The organism is Stutzerimonas kunmingensis, from assembly GCF_900114065.1.
GTDB lineage: Bacteria > Pseudomonadota > Gammaproteobacteria > Pseudomonadales > Pseudomonadaceae > Stutzerimonas > Stutzerimonas kunmingensis.
The window spans coordinates 387,238-413,246 of record NZ_FORS01000003.1 but is presented as its reverse complement, the minus strand read 5'-3'; the positions used below and the strand labels follow the sequence as shown (position 1 = coordinate 413,246).

Genomic DNA, 26,009 nt, shown 5'->3' with positions numbered 1-26,009 from the left:
ACTCCGCTTCCTCGCCTGTTTTTGCCTTGTAGGGCTCTAGCTCGCAAGATCTCACACACTGCCTGCTTCGCTGCATCGTTTGCCGAGATACTCGCCCAAGCAAAGCCGCCTTGTGGGCAGCGCCTCGTTTAAGGACGTATCGCCCTGCCATGTTAGCCACGCCGTTTCCACGCCACATCGCTGTACTGGTCCTGGCCACGCTGGCCTGTTCGTTCGCGGCCAACCACATCGCCGCGCGGATCGCCTTCGATCACGGCACCGGCCTGCTGCTGGCCATGCTATGCCGCGCTGGGGTGACCCTGCTGGTGCTGGCCGCGCTGGTGTTCTGGCGTCGCGAATCGCTGCGCCTGAGCCCGGCCACCTGGCGCTGGCAGATCCTCCTGGGTCTGCTGATCGCGGTGCAGAGCTTCTGCATCTATTCGGCGGTGGCGCACATTCCGGTGGCGCTGGCGCTGCTAGTGGTGAACCTGTCACCGATCCTCCTGGCGTTGCTCACCTGGGCACTGGGCGGGCCGCGGCCGACCCGCGTGGCGCTTGCGATCATGGGCCTGATCCTGTTCGGCCTGGTGCTGGTGCTGGATGTACCCGCGCGCCTGATGAGTAACGAGGCGACGGATGAACAATGGACCGCCGGGATCCTGTTCAGCCTGACCGCCGCCGCGGTGTTTGCGGTGGCGCTGTGGGTCACCGAGCACAAGCTGTCGAGCATGGCCGGCTCGGTGCGCAGCATGCTGACGCTGATCGTGGTATTTACCGCCTCCGCGCTGCTCGGCGCCAGCGACCTGATTCCGGGTGGTCTGGGCCTGCCCAATGCAACTGCCGGCTGGATCGCCCTCGCCTGCCTGGTGCTGCTTTACGGCGCGGCGTTCTCGACGCTGTTCATCTGCATGCCGCGGCTGAACATCGCGCGCAATGCGCCGGTGATGAACATGGAGCCGGTGGCCGGCATGGTGCTCGGCTGGCTGATCCTCGGGCAGGTACTCGGGGCCATGCAAGTGCTCGGCGGCCTGATCGTGGTCGGCGGTATCGTGCTGCTGGCCTACCGCAAACATTGATGGTGCCGCCGCCCCCCAGTCATTCGGCAATGGTGGAACGTTAGCAGCAGATCACCGACGCCGCCGAGCGTGGCGTGGATGTCAGGCTCTACCTGCCGGGCTGCACGATCTCCGTCGCCGGCATCGTCAGTCGAACGGTGGAACGCTGCATTCGGATCTGATCCGCTGCCTTGGAAAGCGGCTACAGAATCGCGGAAGCGGCAAGCGCAAGCCCAATCAAGGTGAAAGCGAATGCCAGCAAGGCGAAAAGCCCATCCCTCGCTACGAGCGCTAAACCGAAAGTGATCAGGGCGAGGCCGGCGAGATTCGCGGAAAAAGGCACCAGCTCCATGGGCGGCATCATCGCCGCGACCAACAGACTGCACGCCGCGATGAAGTAGCTGGCATTACCTTCTACAAAGGCCGACAGCCGCGGCTTGATCATCCGGTCGATCCAGCTCACCGGGCGCTCCATACGTTGCAGCGCTCGGTCCAGCCGAGCTTTCTCAATGCTGCGCTTGAGCATCGTCTGCGGCAGCCAGAACTGCTTGCGTCCCATAAGAAGCTGAATCGACACCAAGGCAACGATCACTCCCACCAGGGCCGGCACTCCCGGGATATCGCCTATCAGTGGCATCACCACGATCAGGCCAGCCAGCACCAGGAAACTTCCAAACGACCGCGTACCCAGGCTTTCCATGATGTCGCCCAATGCAACCCGTCCATCCTCCTCCGGGGTTGCTCGAATCTTGTCGATCAGCTGTTCCAGGTTCATTTCGTCTCCCTCCTGCCGGGACCAGTGGCTGCCATGGCTAACCGGCATTCGCCGCCGATGCTTCGCAAGCTGCGCCGTTCATCGTTGCTCGCTGCCACCCTGCGTAGCGGGACGGCGCTTGGCCTTTTCACGATCGAGCCGGGTAGGCGGCCGTCGGTTGGTCAGCCATCTTCTGACCAGCAGGTAGAACAGCGGGATATAGAACAGCCCGAGCAGGGTGGACAGCAGCATGCCGCCCATCACTCCGGTGCCCACGGCGTTACGTGCGGCCGAACCCGGCCCGGTCGAGAGCACCAGCGGCAGCATGCCGAGAACAAAGGTGAGCGAGGTCATGAGGATCGGCCGGAAACGCATCCGTACCGCGTTGAGCACCGCCGTCATCAGCGGTTCGCCCTTGGCTTCTTCCTCGATGGCGAATTCGACGATCAGGATCGCGGTCTTCGCCGAAAGGCCGATGATCGCCACCAGCCCGACGTTGAAATAGACGTCTGCCGCCAGGCCACGCAGCATGGAAAACAGCACAGCCCCGAGGGCCCCGAATGGTGCGACCAGCAGGACGGCGATGGGTACCGACCAGCTTTCGTACAACCCGGCGAGCACCATCAGCACGGTCAGCAACGACAGGCCGAGGAGCCAGTAGAGCTGACCGGACGCTTGCTGCTCCTCATAGGAGGCGCCCGACCACTCGAAATCGAATCCTTCCGGCAGCTCCTCGGCCAGGCGCTCCATCTCCGCCATTGCCTCGCCGGTGGTGTAGCCCGAAGCGCTGCTACCGGAAACGCTCATGGTGGAATAGCCGTTGTAACGCTGCAGCTGGGACGGCCCGGCACCCCATTCGACCGTGGAAAATGCGCCGAAGGGCACAGCCTCGCCCTGCTGGTCCAACACCTTCAGCGCCAGCACATCCTGCGGTTGCATGCGGTACGGCGCGTCGGCCTGCAGCAGCACCTGCAGGACGCGCCCGCCACGGGTGAAGTCATTGGCATAGGCGCTGCCAAAGGCCATGGTCAGGGTAGCGTTGACCTCCTCGATCGACAGGCCAAGCGCTCGCGCCTTGATTCGATCGATGCGAACCCTGAGCCGCGGTGCCTCGTCATCGCCGGACGGCCGTACATCCTCCAGCGCATCGCTTTTACCGGCGGCCTTGATCAACGCCTCGCGCGCCTCATAGAGCGCCTCATAACCATGCCCACTGCGGTCCTGCAGCTTGAAGCTGAACCCGCCCGTTTCGCCCAGCGAGGGAATGGACGAACGGTTCACCGCGTAGACCTTTGCCTCCTTGATCTGCTTGAAGGCATCGGTTGCCTGGCGCACCAGTTCCGGTGCCGTTTCCTCATCGCCGGGACGCTCATCCCAGGGAACCATGCGCACATAAGCCGTGGCATGCCCCTGGCCCTGCCCCGCCGCACTGTGGCCATACACCAGCGTGGTATTCGCAACCAGCGGATGGTCATGAAAATAGGCCTGTACCTGCCTGACGGCCTCCTCCGTGCGCTTGGCCGTGGCCCCAGGTGGAGACTGGATGACCGTCATCAGCGAACCCTGGTCTTCCTCCGGCAGAAATGCACCAGGCAGCCTGACGAAGAGCGTTGCTGCCAGCGCGACCAGCCCTGCGAAAATCACCAGAAACCAGATCGGTCGCTGCAGCATTCCGCCGACGGCACGGTGATAACCCGTCGCGGTGCCATCCAGTCCCCGATTGAGCACCCGCAACGGCCTTGGCATCCTGCCGCGCTCGCCGGCACCGCTGCTCGGGCGAAGCAAGGTGGCGCAAAGCGCCGGTGTCAGCACCAACGCCATGACGGTGGAAATGGCGACCGCGATGGCCAGGGTCACCGCGAACTGCCGATAGATACCTCCGGTGGACCCACTGAAGAATGCCATGGGCACGAACACCGCGATCAGCACCAATGTCGTCCCGATGATCGCCGCGCTGACCTGCCCCATCGCCTTCTTCGTGGCCTCGAACGGCGTCAGTTGTTCTTCGTCGATGATCCGCTTGGCGTTCTCGACCACGACAATAGCGTCGTCCACCAGCGTGCCAATCGCCAGCACCATGGCAAACAGACTGAGCAGGTTGATGGAAAAACCCACCAGCCAAAGCCCCAGACAGGTTCCGGCCAGCGTGATCGGAATGACGATCGAGGGAATGACGGTGGCGCGCCAGCTCTGGAGAAATAACAGCATCACGAGGACCACCAGCACCATGGCCTGCCCAAGGGTAAGCAGCACTTCCTTGATCGACGCGGCGATGAATGGGGTGGAGTCGTACGGAATGGTCCAGACGATATCTTCCGGGAACGCTCGCGCCAGTTCGCTCATGCGCTGCTTGATCCCCTCGGCGGTCTCCAGCGCATTCGCCCCAGGCGCCAGCTTCACCGCCATGCTCGCAGCGGCATCACCGTTGAGTTCGGTGCTGGCGTTGTAGTTCTTCGCCCCCAGTTCGACCCGCGCGACATCGCCAAGCCGCACGGACGCACCATCCGGCTCCACTCGCAGGACAATGGCTTCGAATTCCTCGGGCGAGCTGTAGCGCGCCTGGGTTTCCAGCGCCGCAGTAATCTCGGTGTCGCCGGTCAGCGGCCTTTCGGCCAACGCTCCACCCGGCGCCTGGCTGTTCTGCTCACGCACGGCGGTGAGTACGTCGCTCGCCGACAACCCCAGATGTGCCATGCGGTCATGGTCAATCCACACCCGCATCGCATAAGGCGTGTAGTACTCGCCGATATCCCCGACACCCTTGACCCGCCGAAGCTCGTCGACGATCCGAGTCGCCGCGAAATTGCCCAGCGCCAGGGTATCCATCGTGCCGCTGCGGGAGCTGAGCGTGACCAGCAGGACGGTATCCGGTGACGCCTGATAGACGCGAATACCCTGCTGCCGGACCTCATCCGGCAAACGCTGCTCCACCCGCCCGAGGCGGTTCTGCACATCCATCTGGGCGGTGTCGATATCCGCGCCAGAGTCGAACGTCATCTTCACCGAGGCGCTGCCATTGGAGCGGCTGGTGGATTCCATGTACAGGACGCCATCCACCCCATTCATTTCCTGCTCGATGACCTGGGTGACATTCGTTTCCAGTACCGAAGCATCGGCACCTGGGTAATCGACGCTGATGGTGAGCGTTGGTGGCGCGATCGATGGGTACTGCTCGACTGGCAGACTCCGCACCGCGAGCAGGCCCGCGATGAGAAACGCCAGCGCGATCACCCATGCCAGAACCGGCCTGTCGACGAAGAAGGTCGCCTTCATCTGCCGTGGCGCCCTGAATCACGCTCGTTATCCGAAGAGGAGTCGCGCTCACTCGCCACAGGCGTGACCGGCTCGTCGGCACGCGCCTGCTGCCAGCCATCGATGATGATTCGGTCACCGACCTCCAGGCCGTCGAGAATGATCCAGTCGCCTCCTTTCATCTGGCCCAGCTCCACCTCCTGAACCCGGGCCACGTCATCCTCGTCCAGGCGCATAACCGTGGCGCCGCGATCATGCATTCTCACCGCGCGCTGGGGGATGGTGATGCCTTTCGGCCAGGTGCCGAGGTGCAGCCGCGCACGAACGAACTGGCCGGGCAACAGCTGGTGGTCAGGGTTGGGAAACTGCGCGCGCAACGCCACGGTGCCGGTGGATTCATCGATGGTCATCGAGGTGAAGTTCAGGTAGCCCTCCTGCTTGTGCTCACGGCCGTTTTCCAGCACGAGCTGCACCGGCACCAGCTCATCATCGGGCAGCTCCAACTCTCCAGACGCCACCTGATGACGCATCTCCAGCAGATCAGCGCTGGACTGCGAGAAATTCACGAACACCGGGTCGAATTGCTCGACCGTGGTCAGCAGGGTGCCATCGGCGGCACTGACCAGCGCGCCCTCGGTAACCCTCGCCCGACCGGCACGTCCAGAGATCGGCGTCTTCACATTGGTGTATTCGAGCTGCAGGCGGGCTGTCGCGACTGCAGCTCGTGCTTCTGCAACATCGGCCAAAGCGGTTCTGGTGCGCACTTGTGCCGTGTCATAGTCCTGCCGGCTGATCGCGCGATCGGCGACGAGCTGCTCGTAACGGTCCAGGTCCTGCTGGGCATTTGCGGCGGTGGCTTCGGCCCGCTGCAGAATCGCCTCGGCCGAATCGAGTCGGGCCTGCATCTCCCGCGGATCGATGCGAAACAGCGGATCGCCCGCTTCAACGTCGGAGCCTTCCTGATAGAGCGTCCGCTCCACGACGCCATCGACCCGCGCGCGGATCTCGGCGACCCGTACGGACTGCACACGACCTGGTAGCTCGGCGATGTTCTCGACCGGGCCTCGGGACACCTTGTGAACGCTCACCTCGGGGGGCGCGTCCTTCTGCGTGTCGTCGGTCTTGCTCGACGAATCGTCACCTTCGCTACAGGCGACCAGACCCATGGCCAGCAGGGCCAACACGACGGGGCGTCGCATGAAAACCATCATCACAACCTTGCACACACGAAGGCGCGGGCGGCGGAGGCACCTGCTCCACCACCCGCACCAGACTGGCAGGCGCGGCGCGAGCGCCGCCTTGGGAAAGGGCTGGCGGGCTAGAAAACCAGCATGAACAGGCCAATCACGACCAGCAATCCGATGAGGAAGATGATGCCGATGGTGCTGCCGAGAAATTTCAGCATGTGGTTTGCTCCTTACGTTGGGTTGTAAATCAGCTGACCCAAGCGTGGCGTCATCGTTCGTTTGAATCGGTTCCGCTTGACTGCCTATCCTTCGCTCACTGCAACGAAGATCTGCAGAGAATTGAGGGTATCGAGTGGCCGATGCACGCTTGACGTCTTCTATCGGCAGGGGTGATCTGGTCGCGAGCGCAGGCGAGTCTGGAAGTGCGAAGACACAGGTTGGCTGAGCCTCATAGCGCCATATGCCACGTGCGCTTCAGCGGGTCGGCCAGTGGACAGCGGGCGAGAGGGGCTGCTGCAAAGCCCTGACACAATCCTGCCCGATGCTGGCTACGGCCGAGGGACGGCCGCAGCGAGGGTTACTCAGTAGCAAAGCACAAAGCCAGGAGGCTTAACTGCCAACCTTGCTCGCCTCCGCCTCCTCATGGGCCTGGCGCAGCCGCTCGCGGCTGTTGGTCAGGTGCAGCCGCATGGCCGCCCGCGCGGATTCCGGGTCCTGGCGCTCGATGGCCTCGTAAATCTGCTCGTGCTCGCGGCCCAGGCGCGCCTGGTAATGCTGCTGGTCGTCATGGGCCAGTCGCGCGGAATTGACCCGGCTGCGCGGGATCAGCGTGGTACCCAGGTGGCTCATGATGTCGGTGAAGTAGCGGTTGCCGGTGGCTTCGGCGATCTGCAGATGGAACTGGAAATCCGATGACACCGCATCGCTGGAGTGCGCCGCGCTCTGGTTGAGCTGATCGAGAAAGGCGCGCATCGCGGCCAGTTGCTCAGGCGAGCGACGCTGCGCAGCCAGCCCGGCCGATTCCACTTCCAGGCTGATGCGCAATTCCAGAATCGCCAGCAGGTCGCGCAAGGTGCCGATGGTCGCCGGGTCGATGCGCAGCCCGGTGGTGCTCGGCGTATCCAGCACGAAGGTGCCGATGCCGTGCCGCGTTTCCACCAGGCCCGAGGCCTGCAGGCGCGAGATCGCCTCGCGCACCACCGTGCGACTCACACCCTGCGTCTGCATGATGGCGGACTCGGTCGGCAGCTTGTCGCCGCGCTTCAACATGCCGTCGCGGATCTGCTGCGACAGTTCGGCGACCAGCTCCTGAGCGAGGCTGCGGTGTTTGCGACGGGCGCGTGGCTGGGCGCTCTGGTTATCCATGGACGGCGATCTCTGAGAAGCGGAAGCAACCGTCATCATAGCCCAGCAGTTGTACGATAACTATTGATCCATTGCATTTGTAGGGAGATTACGCGCAACCATCGCGCCAGATGTCCTAGGGCGGCGGGCGACAGTGCCCGGCCCGGCAGCGGTTGGCCTGATGACTGGGGCCCTGCTGCATAAGCTTGCGCGTGACGCCGTTGGTCCAGCCGAAGCCGTCCTGCAGGGGATATTCGCCGCCACCGGCGTGCTCGGTACAGGGCCGCAGCACGTATTTCTCCACCAGCTTGTTCTCGCGCTCGAACAGGTGGCTGACGATGGTCAGCCAGCGCTCCTCGATGTCCAGCGCCAGCGCGTCATGGCCGTAGTGCTGCAGGCCGCGAATGGCGATCCACTGCAGCGGCGCCCAGCCGTTGGGGCGATCCCACTGCTCGCCGCTGCCGCTGATCTCGGTGGTGGCCAGCCCGCCCGGGGCCAGCAGGCGGGCGCGCACGGTTGCCGCGACCGCTGCCGCCTGCTCGGCACTGGCCATGCGCACGAACAGCGGTGCCAGGGTCGCGGCGGTGAGGTTGTCGCGTTGCCGGCCGCGCCGCCAGTCATAGTCGAAGTAGGCGCCGGCGCGCGGATTCCACAGGTAGTGGTCGATCGCTGCCAGGCGAATTTCGGCGCGCCGGGCAAAATTCTCGGCACAGGCCTGCTGGCCCTTCACCGCCGACAGCTCGGCGATCTGCCGCTCGAGCTTGTAGAGCAACGCATTGAGGTCGATGGGCAGGATGCTGGTGGTGCGGATGGTCGCCAGCCGGTGCGCATCGTCCAGCCAGCGCGAGCTGAAGTCCCAGCCCGATTCGGCACCGGCGCGCAGGTCACGATAAACCTCGTGCCGCGGCCGGCAACTGGCGCGGGCGGTCTCGACGTCTTCGCGATAGGACTCCTCGCGCGGCGTATCGCGCTCGTCCCAGTAACGGTTGAGCACCACGCCGTCGGCCAGGCAGACGCAGCGCCGGTGCCGCTCACCGGGGCGCAGCGCATCGGCACCCTCCATCCAGAAGGCATATTCCTTGTGCAGCTGCGGCAGGTAATCGCTGGCCCGGTGCACGCCGTTTTCCTCGAACAGCTCGGTCATCAGGGCGAACACCGGCGGCTGCGAACGGCCGAGGTAGTAGGTGCGGTTGCCATTGGGCACATGGCCGTAGGTGTCGATCAGGTAGGCGAAGTTGTCCGCCATCGAGCGCAGCAGATCGCAGTGCCCGCTCTCGTCCAGGCCGAGCATGGTGAAGTAGGAATCCCAGTAATACAGCTCGGTGAAGCGCCCGCCTGGCACCACGTACGGGTGCGGCAGCGGCAGCAGCGAGGAATGCTCGGGATGGTCCTGCGGCTGCCGGGTGAGCATCGGCCAGAGCCGGTCGATGTGTTCGGCCAGGCTGTCGTCGGGGTTGGCGACGAATTCCCTGACCGGCATCTCGTAAAGGCTGAAGTGCTCGTGGACGAAGGCGCCGAGATCGAAGCCGGGCTCATTGCAGCGGGCGCGGTAAGCCTCGAGGATGACTTCGGGATGGCGCCGCGGCGCGCAGTCGACGAAGGTCTTGCTGTCGGGAAAGATGCGCTGCATCTGCACCGCGACGAACAGCTCCTGATAGCGATCGGCGGGGCTTAGGGTATCGGCCAGCGAGATGGCGCTGACGTCATGGCTGAACGGCTGGTACGACTGGCTACTGGTCATTGTTCGCTGTAATTCCATAACAGACCGCCATCGACCACCAGGGTAGTCCCGGTGATGTAGTCGGCATCCGGAGAAGCCAGAAAGGCGACGACCCCGGCCACATCGCGTGGCCTGCCGAGGCGTCCGACGGGGATGTTCTGCAGCAGGCTGGCGAGCTTCTCCGGCTGGTTCATCAGCTCGCGATTGATCGGCGTTTCCACTGCGCCCGGCGCCACGTTGTTCACAGTGATGCCCAGCGGCGCGAGCTCGATGGCGATGTTGCGCATGAGCATCTTCAGTCCGCCCTTGCTCGCACAGTAGGCGGTGAAGTTGGGGTGCGGCAATTCCTCGTGCACCGAACTGTTGTTGATGATCCGCCCGCCACGGCCTTGCTCGCGCAGATAGCGGGCGAAGGCCTGCGCGAGGAAGAACGGGCCGCGCAGGTTGACGTCGAGTACCCGGTCGTAGTCGCCCTCCTCGGCGTCGAGAAATGCGGCGTGCGCCTGCACCCCGGCGTTGTTCACCAGGATATCCAGGCGGCCCATGCGCTCGACGCTCTCGCGCACCAGCCGCTGGCATTGCTCGACCTGGCTGACGTCCGCGGCGATGAAGCAAACCCGCCGCCCCACGGCGCGTACTTGCTCGAGGCTCGCACGGGCCTCGTCATCTTCCTCGCGACCGTTGATGACCACGTCGGCCCCCTCCTCGGCCAGGCGCACGGCGATGCCGAGGCCGATGCCGTGAGTACTGCCGGTGACCAGAGCCACCTGATTCTGCAAGCGCATTGCGACCTCCGTACGCACGTCGCCTGAACGCGACGCCGTTTCGATTGGCGATGCAGATGAGACGGAACGATCCTTCGCGCGTTCCCTCATCCGCCGGATCGGCGCAGCTGGTCGCGCCGTGGCTTTACGTTAGCCGCCTAATCTTTCTCTCCTCCGGACAAAGGCGCAAAATGGCCGGCTCTCCGCTGCTCGTCGAAGGACGTCATGGCTACCGCCAATCTGCGCAAGGGTTATCTGCTGGGGCTGGCCACGTTCAGCATCTGGGGCATGTTCCCGCTCTACTTCAAGGCACTCGAGCAGTACGGCGCGCTGGAGATCGTTACCCAGCGGGTGATCTGGTCGGCAGTGTTCGGCTCGCTGGTGCTGCTGGTCTGGCGTCACCCCGGCTGGTGGCGCGAACTGCTCGCGCACCCGCGACGGCTTGGCGTGCTCGGCATCTCCAGTGTGCTGATCGCCGCCAACTGGCTGATCTACGTCTGGGCGGTGAACCACGACCGGATGGTCGAAGCCAGCCTGGGCTACTACATCAATCCGCTGGTCAACGTGCTGCTCGGCATGATCGTGCTGCGCGAGCGGCTGCGCCCGCTGCAGTGGCTGGCGGTGGCGATGGCCACCGTCGGCGTCAGCCTGCAGCTGCTGATGCTCGGCGAATTCCCGTGGATTTCCATCGTGCTGGCGCTGAGCTTCGGCAGCTACGGTCTGCTACGCAAGCTGGCACCGGTGGCCGCGTTGCCCGGGCTGGTGGTGGAAACCTGGATATTGTTGCCGGTAGCGCTGGTCTGGCTGTTCTGGTTCAGCAGCGGCACCAGCACCGAACCTGCGTTCTGGACCAGCACCGACGCGCTCTGGCTGATGGCCGCAGGCCCGGTGACGCTGATCCCGCTGCTCGGCTTCAACGCCGCCGCGCGCCACCTGCCGTATTCGACGCTGGGCTTTTTGCAGTACCTGACGCCGACGCTGCTGCTGATCCTCGCCGTGCAGTTGTTCGACGAGCCGTTCCCGGTCGATCGTCAATTGGCCTTCTTCTGCATCTGGGCCGGGCTTGCGGTGTACAGCCTGGACGCCTGGCGCATCATGCGCAAAGGCACCGGCTGAAAATGCCGGCGAACGACTAGGATTTCTCTGTCGGCTGCAGCTTGAGTTCGACCATCAGGTCGTCGGCCAGGGTTTCCAGGCGCTGCTGCAGCACTTCCAGCGACAGTTCGCTCGGCACGGCCAGGCGCACCTCGGCACGGAACAGCAGCTCGCTGCTCATCGGCGCCGGCAGCACCTCGGTATCCAGGCTTTCCAGATTCACTCCATGCTCGGCGAGCAGACGGGTGATGTCGCGGACGATGCCTGGGCGGTCGTTGCCGACCAGCTCCAGCTGAATTTCCTGCCAGCTCGCCGCTGGCTCCGTGCCGCTGTGCGCCAGCAGGACGCGAATGCCCTGCGCCTCAAGCCCCTGCAATGCGGCGGTCAGCTCGGCATGCGCCTGCTGCGGCACGGCCACGCGCAGGATGCCGGCGAACTGTCCGGCCATGCGCGACATCCGGCTCTCCAGCCAGTTGCCGCCGTGATCGGCGATGCACTTGGCCAGTCGTTCGACCAGACCTGGCTGATCTTCGGCAATGACGGTAAGAACGAGGTGATCCATGGACGGCTCCTGTGCTGGGAATTCGCTCACGCGGTAGCGACGGCCCATTAGGTATAGCAGGCAGCCGCCCCGACGACAGTCTGCGGCGCCCTCGCCCGGCGTCGCAAGGCCGAAACTACCGGCTCCTTCGGCGGACTGATTTTCCCCGGCGCTTCATGTAGTATCCGGCGACTCGGACTACAAGAAACGAAACTGTCCGTCGAATTAGAAGAACCAAGTGAGGCGAGTAATGACTGAGCGCGTTCAAGTCGGTGGCCTGCAGGTCGCCAAAGTCCTGTACGACTTCGTGAACAACGAAGCGATTCCCGGTACCGGCGTCGATGCCGCCGCCTTCTGGGCTGGCGCCGACAGCGTCATCCACGACCTGGCGCCGAAGAACCGCGCGCTGCTGGCCAAGCGCGACGAGCTGCAGGCGCAGATCGACGCCTGGCACCAGGCTCGCGCCGGTCAGGCCCACGACGCCGTGGCATACAAGCGCTTCCTGCAGGAAATCGGCTACCTGCTGCCGGAAGCCGAAGACTTCCAGGCCACCACCGAGAACGTCGACGAAGAAATCGCCCGCATGGCCGGCCCGCAGCTGGTGGTGCCGATCATGAACGCGCGCTTCGCCCTGAACGCCGCCAACGCGCGCTGGGGCTCGCTATACGACGCGCTGTACGGCACCGACGCGATCTCCGAAGAAGACGGCGCCAGCAAGGGCCCGGGCTACAACGAGATCCGCGGCAACAAGGTCATCGCCTACGCGCGCAACTTCCTCAATGAAGCCGCACCGCTGGAAAGCGGCTCGCACGTCGACTCCACCGGCTACCGCATCGAAGGCGGCAAGCTGGTCGTTTCGCTGAAGGACGGCAGCACCACCGGCCTGAAGAACCCGGCCCAGCTGCAGGGCTTCCAGGGCGAAGCCAGCGCACCGATCGCTGTGCTGCTGAAGAACAACGGCATTCACTTCGAGATCCAGATCGACCCGGCCAGCCCGATCGGCCAGACCGACGCTGCCGGCGTGAAGGACATCCTGATGGAATCGGCGCTGACCACCATCATGGACTGCGAAGACTCCATCGCCGCCGTCGACGCCGACGACAAGACCATCGTCTATCGCAACTGGCTCGGCCTGATGAAGGGCGACCTGGTCGAGGAGCTGGAAAAGGGCGGCAAGCGCATCACCCGCGCGATGAACCCGGACCGCGTCTACACCAAGGCCGACGGCAACGGCGAGCTGACCCTGCATGGCCGCTCCCTGCTGTTCATCCGTAACGTCGGTCACCTGATGACCAACGATGCCATCCTCGACAAGGAAGGCAACGAGGTGCCGGAAGGCATCATGGACGGCCTGTTCACCAGCCTGATCGCGGTGCACAACCTCAACGGCAACACCAGCCGCAAGAACACTCGCACCGGCTCGATGTACATCGTCAAGCCGAAGATGCACGGCCCGGAAGAAGTGGCCTTCGCCACCGAGCTGTTCGGCCGCGTCGAGGACGTCCTCGGTCTGCCGCGCAACACCCTCAAGGTCGGCATCATGGACGAGGAGCGTCGTACCACGATCAACCTCAAGGCCTGCATCAAGGAAGCGCGCGAGCGCGTGGTGTTCATCAACACCGGCTTCCTCGACCGCACCGGTGACGAAATCCACACCTCCATGGAAGCCGGCCCGATGGTACGCAAGGCGGCCATGAAGGCCGAGAAGTGGATCGGCGCCTACGAGAACAACAACGTCGACGTGGGTCTGGCCTGCGGTCTGCAGGGCAAGGCGCAGATCGGCAAGGGCATGTGGGCCATGCCTGACCTGATGGCCGCGATGCTCGAGCAGAAGGTCGGCCACCCCATGGCCGGTGCCAACACCGCGTGGGTACCGTCGCCAACCGCAGCCACCCTGCACGCCATGCACTACCACAAGATCGACGTGCAGGCGCGTCAGGTCGAACTGGCCAAGCGCGAAAAAGCTTCCATCGACGACATCCTCACCATCCCGCTGGCGCAAGACACCAACTGGAGCGAGGAAGAGAAACAGAACGAGCTGGACAACAACTCGCAGGGCATCCTCGGCTACATGGTCCGCTGGGTCGAACAGGGCGTCGGTTGCTCCAAGGTGCCGGACATCAACGACATCGCACTGATGGAAGACCGCGCCACCCTGCGTATCTCCAGCCAGCACGTAGCCAACTGGATGCGTCATGGCGTCGTTACCAAGGATCAGGTGCTCGCAAGCCTCAAACGCATGGCGCCGGTGGTTGACCGTCAGAACCAGGGTGATCCGCTGTACCGCCCGATGGCGCCGGACTTCGACAACAGCGTGGCCTTCCAGGCTGCCCTGGAGCTGGTCCTCGAAGGCACCAAGCAGCCCAACGGCTACACCGAGCCGGTACTGCACCGCCGCCGCCGCGAGTTCAAGGCCAAAAACGGTCTGTAACCCGCGAAATAGGTGCAAAAGAAGCCGCCCTCCGGGGCGGTTTTTTTGTGCCTCGAAACCGCCGAACGGTGCTCAAGATAATTCTGTTACAACCGATAACGTGACCAGAAACGCCTTTTCGGTCAAAATCACAATATGATGCCATTTGGCCACTAAGTGCTCTCCTCGTATTCATAGCCTTCCTGGAGTCGATGCATGCTGAAAAACTTCTCGCTGACCGCCAAGCTTTCATTGGTACCAGCGGTGGCCCTGTTCGGGCTAGTTTTGTATGTGGCCTATACCTCGCTTCAGCTCTCGGCTACCGACTCGCGCCTGGTGTTTCTCGAGACGCGCGGCTATCCCACACTGGAGAAGGCAGATGCGGTGATCTTCCAGTTTTCCCGCGTGCCGGCTCTGCTGAACAACGCGGTCGCAGCGGGTGAAGCGGGCATCCTCGACGAAGCCCGCGAGGTGCTACAGCAGATCGATACGCAGCAGCAATCTCTGGCGAGCTTGCTGAGCGATCAGCGACAGCAGCATCAGGCGCTGGGCGACTGGCGTAAGGCCGTGCGCGACTACGCCGACAATGCGCTCGCCGCCTCGACCAAGCTGATCGACGGCAGTGCGTCGTTCGATGATCTGCGCCCTAGCCTGGATCGCATGGCCAGTGACCTGGCGCAGGCGCAGAAGCTTGGCAGCGACTTCCGTGCGCAGGCTTACGAGGATTTCCAGCAGACCCTGGTGCAGACCCGCGAAGCCAATGCTGCAACCACCCGTCTGGGCATCATTCTCAGTCTGGTGCTGGTCGTGCTGGTCAGCCTTGGCGCCTGGCTGGTGATTCGCAGTGTGATGGTCAACATCCGCGGCGTGATCACTTCATTGCAGTCGATCGCTCGCGGCGATGGTGATCTGACGCAACGCGTAAACGTCCAATCCAACGACGAAATCGGCGCGATGATCGAGCTGTTCAACAGCTTCCTCGACAAGCTGCAACGCACCATTCGCCAGATCATCGATGCCGCCACCCCGCTGAGCCAGGTTTCGAAGGAGCTGTACAAGCTCACCCAGGGCTCGGAAGAAAACGCCAAGTCGCAACAGCACCACACCGACTCGATCACCCGCGACATCCTCACCATGACCGGCAGCATTCAGGAAGTGGCGCAGCGCTCGCAGCAGGCTTCCGACGAGGCCAACTCCGCAGCACGCCAGGCCGCCACCGCACGTGAGCATGTCGGCAGCCTGTCGACCGGCATCAGTGACCTGGGTGACAGCGTGATGGGCGCGGTCAAGGCCATGGAACAGCTCGAGGAAGAAACCCAAGAAGTCGGTTCGGTACTGACCGTGATCCGCAGCATCGCCGAGCAGACCAATCTGTTGGCACTCAACGCCGCCATCGAAGCCGCCCGCGCTGGCGAGCAAGGCCGCGGCTTCGCGGTCGTCGCCGATGAGGTGCGCAACCTGGCGCAGAAGACCGCAGCATCCACCGCCGAGATCCAGCAGATCATCCAGCGCCTGCAGAACAGCGCCAACACCGTGCTCAACGTTATGACCAGCAACGGCGAGAAATCCCGCGCCAGCATCGAACGTTCCATCGAGGCTACGCAGCTGCTGGAAGCCATTGCACGCACGGTCAACCAGATCGACGAACTCAACGCCGGCATCGCTCAGTTCACACAGGAGCAGATCGGCCTGTCGAGTTCCATCCAACAAGAAACTCAAGTGTTGCAGCAGGACGCACAAGCAACCGCTAACGGCGCCGAAGCCACCGCCCGCCTTGGCGAGCAATTGGTGAGTACCGGAGACCACCTGCGCGCGGCTACGGGCCAATTCCGTGTTTAACGATTTTCTGGAGCATCCAATGACTGCACTTCGTGTCGCCGGTCTGGCAGCTGTCTGCCTGGCCGTCACCCCTGCCTTCGCCCTCGAACAGGGTGAACATCGCTTCAACGGTTTCGGTACCGTCGGTTTCACCCACCTCAGCGGCGAAGATGACGGTCGCAGCTACGGCATCCAGGGCCAAACCAACGATTCCTGGCGCGGCGATCAGCTGTCCAAGTTCGGCGCGCAGCTGAGCTACGGCATCACCGACACCCTGGGGGTGACTGTTCAGGCCACGGCCAAGGCGCAACAGGACGAGTGGAAAGCCAACCTGGAATGGGCCTACCTGTCGCTGCAGGCCAACGACCAGCTGATGCTCCGCGCCGGCCGCCTGCGCAGCCCGGTCTACATGTATTCCGAAAGCCTCGACGTCGGCTACAGCTACCCTTGGCTGCGCCTGCCCGACGAGGTCTACAGCCAGGTCCAGGTGACCAACTACGAAGGCGTCGATGCGGTCTACACCGTGCCGCTGTCGTACGGCTCGGTGACCTTCCAGGTCGCCGGCGGTCAGGCAAAGAACCGCGACTACTACGCCTACGACGAGCAGTTCGATATCGACTACGGCAACCTGTTCGGCGCCAGCGTCAGCCTGGCCACCAACGATTTCGGCATGCTGCGCATCGGTTATGTCGAGGCGGATATCACCACCGATATCAGCGGCACGGTGGATGTTGGCGGCGGCACGATGCGAACCCTCAGCCTGCTGGATCTGGACAAGGAAAAAGGCAAGTTCACTTCGATCGGCTACCAGTACGACAACGGCACCTGGGTCAGCAGCAACGAGTGGACCTCGCGCATGATCGAGAACGATGACATGGAAGCGATCGACTCCTTCTACCTGATGGGCGGCCGTCGTTTCGGCGACTTCCTGCCGCATGTCACCTACGCACAGCTGGACGACAACGGTGGCCGTCAGAGCTCCTGGACCCTGGGCTTGAACTACCAGGCCGCACCGACCGTGGTGGTGAAGGGCGAGTACAAGCGCGTCGATACCAAGAATGGCTATGACGGCGTGTTCACCCGTAGCGCTCAAGAGGTCTTCGACAACGCCGTCGGGATTGCCCCGGCCCGCAACTACGACGGCGACATCGTTTCCGTCGGCGTCGATTTCGTATTCTGAGGAGCGTCCCGATGAAAGCATCCATTCGCATCCTCGGCGCTGCCGCGCTGTTCGGCCTGGCTTCGCTGGCTCAGGCCGAGGTGGCCGTGATCGTCAATCCCGGCGCAGCCAAGGCACCGTCACAGTCCGAGGTCGCCAACATCTTCCTGGGCAAGGACAAGTCCTTGAAGGGCGTCGACCAGGCAGGCTGGAACCCGGCCAAGGAAGCCTTCTACGCCGGCGTGACCAGCAAGAACGAGTCGCAGCTCAAGTCCTATTGGTCGGGCCTGATCTTCACCGGCAAGGGCCAGCCGCTGCCGAGCGTCGCCGATGACGCCGCAGTAGTGGCCAGGGTCGCGGCCGAAGCCGATGCCATTGGCTACGTCGACAGCGCGGCCGTCAATGACTCGGTCAAGGTCCTGTTCACCCTGCCCTGAGCTCGATGACGAAGCAAAGGAGCCGGCCCCGGTGGCCGGCTTTTTCATGCCCGCGTTTCACCGCAACAGCGCGAAACATGAGGCTGACCCTGATCAGCTCCCCCGCCCCTTGAGCTGACTAGACTTACGTCCAATTGGGTCCGACTGACCTGCAGCCCACCATTAACAAAAAATGGAAGCCAACCATGAGCACACCCGACGCTGGGAAGACGGCTGTACTGCAGAACATCCACGGCACCATGGAGTTTCTGCGCAAGTACGCTCCGTTCAACCAGATGGAGCCGGCCCACCTGGCCTACCTGGTGGAGAACTGTGCGCTGCGCTTCTATGCCGAAGGCGATTGCATCATTTCCCCCGAAGACGGCGTGGTGCAGCAGTTTTATATCGTCAAGCAGGGCCGCGTGCATGGTCAACGCCCGCATACCGCCAAGCGCGGCACAGACACCACCTTCGAGGTCATCGTCGGCGAATGCTTCCCGATGGCCGCGCTCATGGGCGAACGAGCGACCCGCACCGCGCATCTGGCCGCCGAAGACACCTTCTGCTTCCTGCTCGGCAAGCCCGCCTTCGTCCAGCTGGTTTCCAAGTCTCCGGTGTTCCGTGATTTCGCCATGCGTGGCGTCAGCAGCCTGCTCGACCTGGTCAACCAGCAGGCGCAGATGCGCGCGGTGGAAAACCTCGGCGAGCAGTACTCGCTCGAAACAAGCATCGGCGAGCTGGCGCTTCACCACCCGGTGTCCTGCCTGCCGTCCAAGCCGATCAACGAGGCGGTCGCGATGATGCAGGAGAGCAATGTCGGCAGCATCGTCATCGTCGATGAAGCCTTGCACCCGCAAGGCATCTTCACACTGCGCGATCTGCGACGGGTAATCGGTACCGGCACCACCGACCTGAGCCAGCCGATCTCCCAGTTCATGACGCACGATCCGTTCTACCTGCCGCCGGACGCCACAGCCTTCGACGCGGCGATCGCCATGACCGAACGGCACATCGCCCATGTTTGCGTGGTGGAGAATGGCCTGCTGCGTGGCGTAATTTCCGAGCGCGACCTGTTTTCCCTGCAGCGCGTGGATCTGGTGCACCTGGCGCAGACCATCCGTCACGCCGATCGCGTCGATGCGCTGGTGGTCATCCGCGATCGCATCAAGCAACTGGTCGACAACATGCTCGCCCACGGCGCCTCGTCGACCCAGATCACCCATATCGTCACGCTGCTCAATGATCACACCGTATGCCGGGTGATCGAGCTGGCCATCCAGCACATTGGCGATCCGGGCGTGCCCTTCACCTGGCTGTGTTTCGGCAGCGAAGGCCGCCAGGAGCAGACCCTGTACACCGACCAGGACAACGGCATCCTCTTCGAGGCCGCCGACGCCGCGGAGGCCGCGCATATCCGCGGACGTCTGCTGCCGCTCGCCGAACGCATCAACCGTGACCTAGACACCTGCGGTTTCACGCTGTGCAAAGGCAACATCATGGCCAGCAACCCGCAGCTGTGCCTGTCGCGCCAGGAATGGAGCCGCCGCTTCAGCTCCTTCGTGCGCGAGGCAACGCCGGAAAATCTGCTCGGCAGCACCATCTATTTCGATCTGCGCAGCATCTGGGGCCCCGCCGAAGGCTGCGAACAGCTGCGCCGCGACCTGCTCGAGGAAATCAACGACAACCGCCTGTTCCAGCGCATGATGGCCGAAAACGCCTTGCGTCATCGCCCGCCGGTGGGCCGCTTCCGTGATTTCGTCGTGGCGCGCAAGGGCGAAGGCAAAGACACGCTCGACCTCAAGGTGCAGGGCCTGACACCCTTCGTCGATGGCGCCCGCCTGCTTGCACTGAGCAACGACATCGGCACCTGCAACACGCTGGAGCGGCTGCGCAAGCTGGTGGAGAAAGGCGTCATCGAAGCGAAGGATGGCGCGGCCTATGAAGAGGCCTACCATTTCATCCAGCAGACACGCATGCAGCACCATCAACAGCAGGCACGCGATGGACTGCCCTATTCCAACCGCCTGGATCCGGATACTCTCAACGTGCTGGACCGCCGAATCCTGCGCGAGTCCTTCCGCCAGGCCCAGCGGTTACAGGCCAGTCTCGCGGTGCGCTATCAACTATGAGTATGTTCTGGTTCAACCCCCGCGGTCCGAAGCTGCCTCCCGAGCAGCAGCAACGTGTTGCCGAGCTGGCGCGCCCGCTGCCGCCACAGGCGGTCCCGTTGCGGCAGCAGCGTCTGGTGGTGCTGGATCTGGAAACCACCGGGCTGCACCTCAAGCGCGACCTGGTCATCGCCATCGGCGCAGTGGTCATCGAAGACGGCGCCATCGACTATTCCCAGCAGTTCGAATGCACCCTCTGCCGTCAGGTCAAGGTCACTGAAAGCGTACTGATCCACGGGATCGCCCCGAGCGAGCTGGCCAACGGCTTGCCACCGTCCGAAGCGCTGCTCAGTTTCATGGAGTTCGCCGCGGGCAGCGTCATCCTCGCCTTTCACGCGCCCTTTGATCAGCGCATGCTAGGTCGCGCGTTGAAGAACGAACTGGGCTACTCGCTGGAACACACCTTCCTCGATGTGGCCGACCTGGCACCCATGCTGTTTCCCGAGGCGATGATCCATCGCGGCGGGCTGGATCACTGGCTCGACTACTTCAACATACATATCCCTCAGCGGCACAACGCATCCGCCGATGCCATGGCCACCGCGGAAATCGCTCTGATCCTGATGAATCGCGCACAACGCGTGGGTCTGACCAGCTTAGACGAGCTGGCTCAGCGGCTGCGCTGCTGGCAACGCGCGCGCAAGGCGGCCTTCAACTCGATCTGAACGGGCTGGGTGGCAGTTCACTGCGTGGGTGATATGCCGACGGCTGCTCGCGACAGAACGGAGCATCGTCTACCGGACGGGTTGTCAGACGCATATGCCGGCTACTCGGTCCCATTGCGGAACCGATCAATTCTTCTTCGCGGCGCGCATCAGATAATGCTGATGCGCGGAACCCGCAGCTCGTAGGCGTTCGGTTAACGCCCGGCCTCGCAAATAGCCTGATAAAGCGGTGAATCGGCTTCCAGCTCGGTAAGCGTTTCGATCTTCGCCTGGCCGGCTTCATTCAGTCTGAACATCGCCCGCTCGGTGCAGATCAGCTGATAGCTGGCGCTCTTCACGATCGACGTCAGGTGTTGCTTCTCGAAACGGTACAACACGAAGCGGCCAAGACGGCCCTGGTCGGTGTCCTGCACCTGAGCGTTCGCGCCGTCCAGCACCGTATAGGCCAGCGGCATCGGATAGATCATCGTCCACGGGCGCCAGAGCATTTCGCCCTCTTCGCTCATCACCACCAGCGATCCTTCCGGCAGACGTGCTTGCTTGGTTTCGAACCAGGTGTACTCGTAATGAATGGTGTAACTCAGCATTCCCAGACCGGCGAAGGCGGGAATGATCCATTTCGGCAGTCGCTTACGCGTCAGTGAGCGCAACAGCAGGCCGATACCGGCTCCCGCCACACCTGCGACGATTGCCGCGATTAAATGCCAGAACATATACAACTCCCCCTAAAAAAATCGGGCTTCCATATGGAAGCCCGACTTCTACCTCAACCTTGTGTCAGAGCAGGTCTGACGTCCGGCTGCATTATCAGTTAGTGATCAAGTGCAACGCCAGCACCCTTCGGGGTACGAACGCTCTCGACCAGATCCTGAATCTCCTGCGGCGGAGCCTCGGTAGCCATCGAAACGGCGTAGGCAACAGCGAAGTTCAGAATCGCACCCACGGCACCGAAGGCCTGCGGGGAGATGCCCATCCACCACTGATCAGGCGTGTTCGGGATGCTTGCGGTGCCCGGGATGAAGAACCAGCCCAGGTACAGGAAGATGTACACCGCGGTGGAGATCACACCAACCAGCATACCGGCGACAGCACCCTTGCTGTTCACGCGCTTGGAGAAGATACCCATCATCAGTGCCGGGAACAGGCTCGCTGCCGCCAGACCGAACGCCAGAGCCACCACCTGCGCGGCGAAGCCAGGTGGGTTCAGACCCAGCCAGGTTGCCAGCAGAATCGCCGCCGTCATGGACAGACGAGCGGCCAGCATTTCGTTCTTCTCGCTGATCTTCGGATTGATGAGTGTCTTGATCAGGTCATGACTGATGGCAGACGAAATCGCCAGCAGCAGACCCGCAGCAGTCGAGAGCGCAGCAGCGATAGCACCCGCAGCGATCAGACCGATGACCCAGCCCGGCAGGTTGGCGATCTCCGGGTTGGCCAGAACGATGATGTCATTGTTCACGGTCAGCTCGTTGCCGTTCCAGCCACGCTCTGTAGCGGTCGGAGTGAAGGCGGCGTTAGCGTCGTTGTACATCTGCACACGACCGTCGGCGTTCTTGTCTTCCCACTTGATCAGACCGGTACGTTCCCAGGTCTGCACCCACTCCGGACGATCTTCATAGCGAATCGCGTCGGCAGTCGGGCCTTCCGGATAGATGGTGTCTACCAGGTTCAGGCGCGCCATCGAGCCAACGGCCGGGGCGGTGAGGTACAGCAGGGCGATGAAGATCAGCGTCCAGCCAGCGGACCAGCGGGCGTCGGCCACCTTCGGTACGGTGAAGAAGCGAATGATTACGTGCGGCAGACCAGCAGTACCGATCATCAGCGACAGGGTGAACAGGAACATGTTCAGCTTGTTGTCGACGTCAGCGGTATAGGCAGCGAAGCCCAGGTCCTGAACGACGGCGTCCAGTTTTTCCAGCAGCGGCAGACCGGATTCGGTATGGGTGCTGAACATGCCGAACATCGGGATCGGGTTGCCAGTCAGCTGCATGGCGATGAACACGGCCGGAATGGTGTAGGCGATGATCAGAACCACGTACTGCGCCACCTGGGTGTAGGTGATGCCCTTCATGCCGCCGAATACCGCGTAGGCGAACACGATGGCAGCAGCAATCCAGATACCAGCGGAGTTGCTCACTTCCAGGAAGCGGGAGAACGCCACGCCAGCACCAGCCATCTGACCGATTACGTAGGTAACGGAGATGAGGATGAGGCAGACGACAGCTACCAGGCGAGCGCCACGGCTGTAGAAACGGTCACCGATGAAGTCCGGCACGGTGAACTTGCCGAATTTGCGCAGGTAGGGCGCCAGCAGCATCGCCAGCAGCACATAGCCACCAGTCCAGCCCATCAGGTAGACCGAAGTGGCGTAACCGCCAGAGGCGATCAGACCGGCCATGGAAATGAAGGAGGCTGCAGACATCCAGTCTGCCGCCGTTGCCATGCCGTTGGTTACAGGGTGAACGCCCCCACCAGCGACATAGAACTCTTTAGTTGACCCGGCGCGAGCCCAGACCGCGATCCCGATATAAAGCAGGAACGAGGCGCCCACGAACAGCATGTTGATCCAATATTGGCTCATTGTGGTTACTCCTCAACCCCGAATTCCTTGTCCAGTTTGTTCAGCCGCCACGCGTAGTGGAAGATGATCAAAATGAACGTGATGATGGAACCCTGTTGAGCGAACCAGAAGCCTAGATCCGAACCCCCGACTGGGATTCCGGAGAGCAGAGGACGCAAGAGGATTGCAAAACCATAAGAGACCAGAGCCCAAACCACCAAGCTCCATGTAATGAGGCGAACATTCGCCTTCCAGTACGCAGCAGCATTTTCTTTATCGTTGTCGGCCATTGACGTTCTCCGCCTTATTTTTATTGCGTGTGAAGGGAACCCACATCCTGAATTTAACAGGGGTGGGTTAATGAATGAAAGCCCCGACTTTAGTCTGACGAACAACAAGAGTAGACCAATTCAGCCGCTGGAAGCCCCCTGGAGAGAGGGTCTCGGGTGGCCAAGAGCCATCGTGCAGACCGCTCGCCGTAACCTTCGCGGCAGACGGTTTTGACGCCGACCGGTGCGGCGGGGTGACGCGGAGACTCGCACCGAGGTCGAACGACTCGCTGGCGCACTTGCGAGACCGGTCGGTCACGTGACTCATATGCACCAGATGACCAAATAACAACTGAATAAAAAGCACGGATTTAAATAAAGAAAGATGCAGCCTTACATATTGGCAACTCAACTTCTTAATTATCGTTAATCCCCAAAACGCAAATAGCAGCAATCAAACTACCGCTTATATATTTCCTGCGGATTGCAAGCGCTATTTTGCGAACCCATTCTGTCGGGCAGGATTCCGATCAGGCGGGCGCGTTCCAGACCGTCAGCGTTCGGGCAAAAGCCGAAGCGGAGCGGGAGGAAGATGGCGCATGGTGGCTCATGCCGCAGTGAGGAGGTGCGATCGCAGGAATATCCAGGACCGGGCCGGAGGCGATGCCGTCCGGCCCGGATGGTCGCTGGCTGGCGATGCCGCGCTAGCAGGTCGGGCGACCCGCCGTGTACTTCTCGGTTGGATAGATAGCCGCGTTGAGATCACGAATCGTCTCGGCGCCGATCAACAACGGATAACTGAAGTGCCTGCGGTCGGTGAGGTTGACCTCCACATCGCGCTGGCGATCGCCAATGCACAGCTGCATGCCAATCACCGGTCGCTCAGCCCGGGGCGGCTCGCTGTCGGGATCGACATTGCCGCCCTCTTCCGCGCGCGTCTTGATCCGACTGATGCCCAGCAGGCGCTGCTCATAAAGGGTGTCATCCGCGCCATCGACGGCCAGGCGGAAACGCACCCAGTCCTCGCCATCTCGCTTGAACTGCTCGATATCGCGCGCTGAAAGGGATGCGGTCATGGCACCGGTATCCATCTTGGCGGGAAGGGTCTTGCCGATCTCCGCGACCTGGATGTGTTCATAACGTCCATAAAGGGTGGGCTCGTCGGCAAAAGCGGGTAGCGCCAACAGCCCGGCGAGGAAAAGAACACGAGACAAAACAACCTCCTGGGAGCGGGTAATGGACAAATTTCGATCAGGTCGAAGACGTGGGGTTCCGTCTGCCGGTCTTGCAAAACGTTTCACCGTGCAGGCGTACAGCCATCTCGGTGCCCACCAACCGGCGCGTGCAGCGTCGGCCTGATAGACTGCAGGCCGTTCCCCGTCCGAAGATCCTTCCCGTGCCCAGTACCGCCTTTTCCTCCCTGCCCCTTTCTGCCGCCATGCTGGCGAACCTCGAAGCCCTCGGCTACGCGGCGATGACGCCGATCCAGGCGCAGAGCCTGCCGGTCATGCTCAAGGGCCACGACCTGATCGCTCAGGCCAAGACCGGCAGTGGAAAGACCGCCGCATTCGGCATCGCCCTGCTCGACCCGCTCAATCCGCGTTATTTCGGTTGCCAGGCGCTGGTGCTGTGTCCAACACGCGAGCTGGCCGACCAGGTGGCGAAGGAGCTGCGGCGGCTGGCACGGGCGGCGGACAACATCAAGATTCTCACGCTGTGCGGCGGCATCTCCATCGGTCCGCAGATCGCTTCGCTGGAGCATGGCGCGCACGTCATCGTCGGCACGCCGGGCCGGGTCCAGGAACATCTGAGGAAAGGCACGCTGAAACTCGACGGGCTGAACACCCTGGTGCTCGATGAAGCCGATCGCATGCTGGACATGGGCTTCTACGACGCCATCGCCGACATCATCGGCCAGACACCGACCAAGCGGCAGACCCTGCTGTTCTCGGCCACCTACCCCGCCGGCATCAAGCAGCTGTCCGCGAGCTTCATGCGCGACCCGCAGCAAGTGCGTGCCGAAGCCCTGCATGACGATGCACAGATCGAACAGCGCTTCTACGAAATCGACCCCGAGCAGCGCATGGACGCGGTCCTGCGCCTGCTCGCCAGCTTCCGACCGGAAAGCTGCGTGGCCTTCTGCTTCACCAAGCAGCAGTGCCAGGAGCTGGTCGATCACCTGATTGCCAACGGCATCTCGGCCATGGCGCTCAATGGCGATCTGGAGCAGCGTGACCGCGACCAGGTGCTGGCGATGTTCGCCAACCGCAGCCTCTCGGTGCTGGTGGCGACCGATGTCGCCGCGCGCGGCCTGGATATCGATGCGCTGGACATGGTGATCAACGTCGAGCTGGCCCGCGACCCGGAGATACATGTACACCGGGTCGGTCGGACCGGCCGCGCCGGCAATCAGGGCCTGGCCATGAGCCTGGTCGCCCCGGCCGAAGCCCATCGCGCGCAAGCCATCGAAAAGCTGCAGCAGGCGCCGCTCAACTGGCAGCCACTGGATGGGCTCAAGGCCAAGACCGGCGCGCCATTGCAACCACCAATGGCGACTCTGTGCATTGGCGCGGGCCGCAAGGACAAGCTGCGCCCGGGCGACATCCTCGGTGCACTGACGGGTGATGCCGGCATCCCCGGGACCCAGGTCGGCAAGATCGCCATCTTCGACTTCCAGGCGTTCGTCGCTGTCGAGCGCGGCGTCGCCAAGCAGGCACTCAAACGCCTGAACGAAGGTAAGATCAAGGGCCGCTCGCTAAAGGTCCGCGTCCTCTGAGAAGGTTCGCCTGCTGCTGAACGCGCGTATCCGGGCCGACCTTCTGCGGCCCGGATGGTTGAACGCACGAGCCGGCC

General features: G+C 62.9%; 21 protein-coding genes. 9 read left to right on the top strand and 12 right to left on the bottom strand.

Annotated elements, in window-relative coordinates:
• Window positions 1–149 precede the first annotated feature (149 nt).
• Complete coding sequence (locus BM275_RS09965; protein WP_090520894.1) at window positions 150–1,055, top strand: EamA family transporter; 906 nt, start codon at window positions 150–152, stop codon at window positions 1,053–1,055.
• 181 nt (window positions 1,056–1,236) lie between these two features.
• On the opposite strand, the gene BM275_RS09960 is transcribed toward BM275_RS09965, so the two are convergent.
• The 7 genes from BM275_RS09960 to BM275_RS09935 all read right to left on the bottom strand — a co-directional run bounded on the left by BM275_RS09960 (window position 1,237) and on the right by BM275_RS09935 (window position 10,076).
• Window positions 1,237–1,809 carry an exopolysaccharide biosynthesis protein gene (locus BM275_RS09960; protein WP_208607452.1) on the bottom strand — a complete coding sequence of 191 codons (573 nt, stop codon included), beginning with the start codon at window positions 1,807–1,809 and terminating at the stop codon, window positions 1,237–1,239.
• Between the two features lie 78 nt (window positions 1,810–1,887).
• Window positions 1,888–5,061: a multidrug efflux RND transporter permease subunit gene (locus BM275_RS09955; RefSeq protein ID WP_090520890.1), complete on the bottom strand. Its 3,174-nt coding sequence runs from the start codon at window positions 5,059–5,061 to the stop codon at window positions 1,888–1,890.
• On the bottom strand, window positions 5,058–6,239 hold the full coding sequence (locus BM275_RS09950; RefSeq protein ID WP_167362159.1) for an efflux RND transporter periplasmic adaptor subunit: 1,182 nt from the start codon (window positions 6,237–6,239) through the stop codon (window positions 5,058–5,060). The genes BM275_RS09955 and BM275_RS09950 overlap by 4 nt, the downstream gene beginning before the upstream one ends.
• A 119-nt stretch (window positions 6,240–6,358) precedes the next feature.
• Window positions 6,359–6,445, bottom strand: a complete 87-nt coding sequence (locus BM275_RS22640; RefSeq protein ID WP_442963444.1) for a small membrane protein YohP — start codon at window positions 6,443–6,445, stop codon at window positions 6,359–6,361.
• Window positions 6,446–6,836: 391 nt separating this feature from the next.
• A complete protein-coding gene (locus BM275_RS09945; protein WP_023445263.1) occupies window positions 6,837–7,592 on the bottom strand; it encodes a FadR/GntR family transcriptional regulator in 756 nt (251 codons plus the stop codon).
• A 115-nt stretch (window positions 7,593–7,707) separates the two neighbouring features.
• Window positions 7,708–9,312, bottom strand: coding sequence for an alpha,alpha-trehalase TreF (treF, locus tag BM275_RS09940; RefSeq protein WP_090520885.1), 1,605 nt, complete (start codon window positions 9,310–9,312; stop codon window positions 7,708–7,710).
• The gene (locus BM275_RS09935; RefSeq protein ID WP_041015643.1) at window positions 9,309–10,076 is read right to left on the bottom strand and encodes an SDR family NAD(P)-dependent oxidoreductase; all 768 of its coding nucleotides are present in this window, start codon (window positions 10,074–10,076) and stop codon (window positions 9,309–9,311) included. The genes treF and BM275_RS09935 overlap by 4 nt, the downstream gene beginning before the upstream one ends.
• A gap of 204 nt (window positions 10,077–10,280) precedes the next feature.
• Between BM275_RS09935 and rarD the strand changes: the two genes are divergently transcribed.
• Window positions 10,281–11,171 carry an EamA family transporter RarD gene (gene rarD / locus BM275_RS09930; RefSeq protein WP_041015642.1) on the top strand — a complete coding sequence of 297 codons (891 nt, stop codon included), beginning with the start codon at window positions 10,281–10,283 and terminating at the stop codon, window positions 11,169–11,171.
• Between the two features lie 16 nt (window positions 11,172–11,187).
• Here rarD and BM275_RS09925 read toward each other — a convergent pair whose 3' ends face one another.
• Window positions 11,188–11,712, bottom strand: a complete 525-nt coding sequence (locus BM275_RS09925; RefSeq protein WP_041015641.1) for a glycine cleavage system transcriptional repressor — start codon at window positions 11,710–11,712, stop codon at window positions 11,188–11,190.
• Window positions 11,713–11,941: 229 nt separating this feature from the next.
• Here BM275_RS09925 and BM275_RS09920 point away from each other — a divergent pair, with 229 nt between their 5' ends.
• The 6 genes from BM275_RS09920 to BM275_RS09895 all read left to right on the top strand — a co-directional run bounded on the left by BM275_RS09920 (window position 11,942) and on the right by BM275_RS09895 (window position 20,327).
• Window positions 11,942–14,122: a malate synthase G gene (locus BM275_RS09920; RefSeq protein WP_041015640.1), complete on the top strand. Its 2,181-nt coding sequence runs from the start codon at window positions 11,942–11,944 to the stop codon at window positions 14,120–14,122.
• A gap of 195 nt (window positions 14,123–14,317) precedes the next feature.
• Complete coding sequence (locus tag BM275_RS09915; protein ID WP_041015639.1) at window positions 14,318–15,940, top strand: methyl-accepting chemotaxis protein; 1,623 nt, start codon at window positions 14,318–14,320, stop codon at window positions 15,938–15,940.
• 19 nt (window positions 15,941–15,959) lie between these two features.
• On the top strand, window positions 15,960–17,099 hold the full coding sequence (locus tag BM275_RS09910; RefSeq protein WP_014818802.1) for a porin family protein: 1,140 nt from the start codon (window positions 15,960–15,962) through the stop codon (window positions 17,097–17,099).
• An 11-nt stretch (window positions 17,100–17,110) separates the two neighbouring features.
• Window positions 17,111–17,515 carry a hypothetical protein gene (locus tag BM275_RS09905; protein ID WP_014818801.1) on the top strand — a complete coding sequence of 135 codons (405 nt, stop codon included), beginning with the start codon at window positions 17,111–17,113 and terminating at the stop codon, window positions 17,513–17,515.
• A 185-nt stretch (window positions 17,516–17,700) separates the two neighbouring features.
• Window positions 17,701–19,623 carry a putative nucleotidyltransferase substrate binding domain-containing protein gene (locus tag BM275_RS09900; protein ID WP_041015638.1) on the top strand — a complete coding sequence of 641 codons (1,923 nt, stop codon included), beginning with the start codon at window positions 17,701–17,703 and terminating at the stop codon, window positions 19,621–19,623.
• Complete coding sequence (locus tag BM275_RS09895; RefSeq protein ID WP_041015637.1) at window positions 19,620–20,327, top strand: 3'-5' exonuclease; 708 nt, start codon at window positions 19,620–19,622, stop codon at window positions 20,325–20,327. The genes BM275_RS09900 and BM275_RS09895 overlap by 4 nt, the downstream gene beginning before the upstream one ends.
• 194 nt (window positions 20,328–20,521) lie before the next feature.
• Here the strand turns inward: BM275_RS09895 and BM275_RS09890 are convergent, their stop codons facing one another.
• The 4 genes from BM275_RS09890 to rloA2 form a co-directional block, all read right to left on the bottom strand.
• A complete protein-coding gene (locus tag BM275_RS09890; RefSeq protein ID WP_041015636.1) occupies window positions 20,522–21,040 on the bottom strand; it encodes a hypothetical protein in 519 nt (172 codons plus the stop codon).
• 98 nt (window positions 21,041–21,138) lie between these two features.
• Window positions 21,139–22,908, bottom strand: coding sequence for a sodium:solute symporter family protein (locus BM275_RS09885; RefSeq protein ID WP_023446028.1), 1,770 nt, complete (start codon window positions 22,906–22,908; stop codon window positions 21,139–21,141).
• 5 nt (window positions 22,909–22,913) lie between these two features.
• Entirely contained in the window at window positions 22,914–23,177 is a 264-nt protein-coding gene (locus BM275_RS09880; protein ID WP_041015635.1) for a DUF4212 domain-containing protein, read from the bottom strand.
• A 683-nt stretch (window positions 23,178–23,860) separates the two neighbouring features.
• Window positions 23,861–24,370, bottom strand: a complete 510-nt coding sequence (rloA2, locus tag BM275_RS09875) for a retropepsin-like aspartic peptidase RloA2 (RefSeq protein ID WP_041015634.1) — start codon at window positions 24,368–24,370, stop codon at window positions 23,861–23,863.
• Between the two features lie 182 nt (window positions 24,371–24,552).
• Here rloA2 and dbpA point away from each other — a divergent pair, with 182 nt between their 5' ends.
• Entirely contained in the window at window positions 24,553–25,932 is a 1,380-nt protein-coding gene (gene dbpA / locus BM275_RS09870; protein WP_090520882.1) for an ATP-dependent RNA helicase DbpA, read from the top strand.
• The last annotated feature ends 77 nt before the right edge of the window (window positions 25,933–26,009 follow it).

What these genes read in the sequence shown, in the direction of transcription:
- BM275_RS09915 (WP_041015639.1), top strand. Translation starts at nt 14,318, where the DNA reads ATGCTGAAAAACTTCTCGCTGACCGCCAAGCTTTCATTGGTACCAGCG.
- BM275_RS09885 (WP_023446028.1), bottom strand. Translation starts at nt 22,908, where the DNA reads ATGAGCCAATATTGGATCAACATGCTGTTCGTGGGCGCCTCGTTCCTG.
- rarD (WP_041015642.1), top strand. Translation starts at nt 10,281, where the DNA reads ATGGCTACCGCCAATCTGCGCAAGGGTTATCTGCTGGGGCTGGCCACG.
- BM275_RS09945 (WP_023445263.1), bottom strand. Translation starts at nt 7,592, where the DNA reads ATGGATAACCAGAGCGCCCAGCCACGCGCCCGTCGCAAACACCGCAGC.
- BM275_RS09920 (WP_041015640.1), top strand. Translation starts at nt 11,942, where the DNA reads ATGACTGAGCGCGTTCAAGTCGGTGGCCTGCAGGTCGCCAAAGTCCTG.
- BM275_RS09950 (WP_167362159.1), bottom strand. Translation starts at nt 6,239, where the DNA reads ATGCGACGCCCCGTCGTGTTGGCCCTGCTGGCCATGGGTCTGGTCGCC.
- BM275_RS09895 (WP_041015637.1), top strand. Translation starts at nt 19,620, where the DNA reads ATGAGTATGTTCTGGTTCAACCCCCGCGGTCCGAAGCTGCCTCCCGAG.
- BM275_RS09880 (WP_041015635.1), bottom strand. Translation starts at nt 23,177, where the DNA reads ATGGCCGACAACGATAAAGAAAATGCTGCTGCGTACTGGAAGGCGAAT.
- BM275_RS09935 (WP_041015643.1), bottom strand. Translation starts at nt 10,076, where the DNA reads ATGCGCTTGCAGAATCAGGTGGCTCTGGTCACCGGCAGTACTCACGGC.
- BM275_RS09965 (WP_090520894.1), top strand. Translation starts at nt 150, where the DNA reads ATGTTAGCCACGCCGTTTCCACGCCACATCGCTGTACTGGTCCTGGCC.
- BM275_RS09900 (WP_041015638.1), top strand. Translation starts at nt 17,701, where the DNA reads ATGAGCACACCCGACGCTGGGAAGACGGCTGTACTGCAGAACATCCAC.
- BM275_RS09890 (WP_041015636.1), bottom strand. Translation starts at nt 21,040, where the DNA reads ATGTTCTGGCATTTAATCGCGGCAATCGTCGCAGGTGTGGCGGGAGCC.
- BM275_RS09955 (WP_090520890.1), bottom strand. Translation starts at nt 5,061, where the DNA reads ATGAAGGCGACCTTCTTCGTCGACAGGCCGGTTCTGGCATGGGTGATC.
- BM275_RS22640 (WP_442963444.1), bottom strand. Translation starts at nt 6,445, where the DNA reads ATGCTGAAATTTCTCGGCAGCACCATCGGCATCATCTTCCTCATCGGA.
- BM275_RS09905 (WP_014818801.1), top strand. Translation starts at nt 17,111, where the DNA reads ATGAAAGCATCCATTCGCATCCTCGGCGCTGCCGCGCTGTTCGGCCTG.
- BM275_RS09960 (WP_208607452.1), bottom strand. Translation starts at nt 1,809, where the DNA reads ATGAACCTGGAACAGCTGATCGACAAGATTCGAGCAACCCCGGAGGAG.
- treF (WP_090520885.1), bottom strand. Translation starts at nt 9,312, where the DNA reads ATGACCAGTAGCCAGTCGTACCAGCCGTTCAGCCATGACGTCAGCGCC.
- BM275_RS09925 (WP_041015641.1), bottom strand. Translation starts at nt 11,712, where the DNA reads ATGGATCACCTCGTTCTTACCGTCATTGCCGAAGATCAGCCAGGTCTG.
- BM275_RS09910 (WP_014818802.1), top strand. Translation starts at nt 15,960, where the DNA reads ATGACTGCACTTCGTGTCGCCGGTCTGGCAGCTGTCTGCCTGGCCGTC.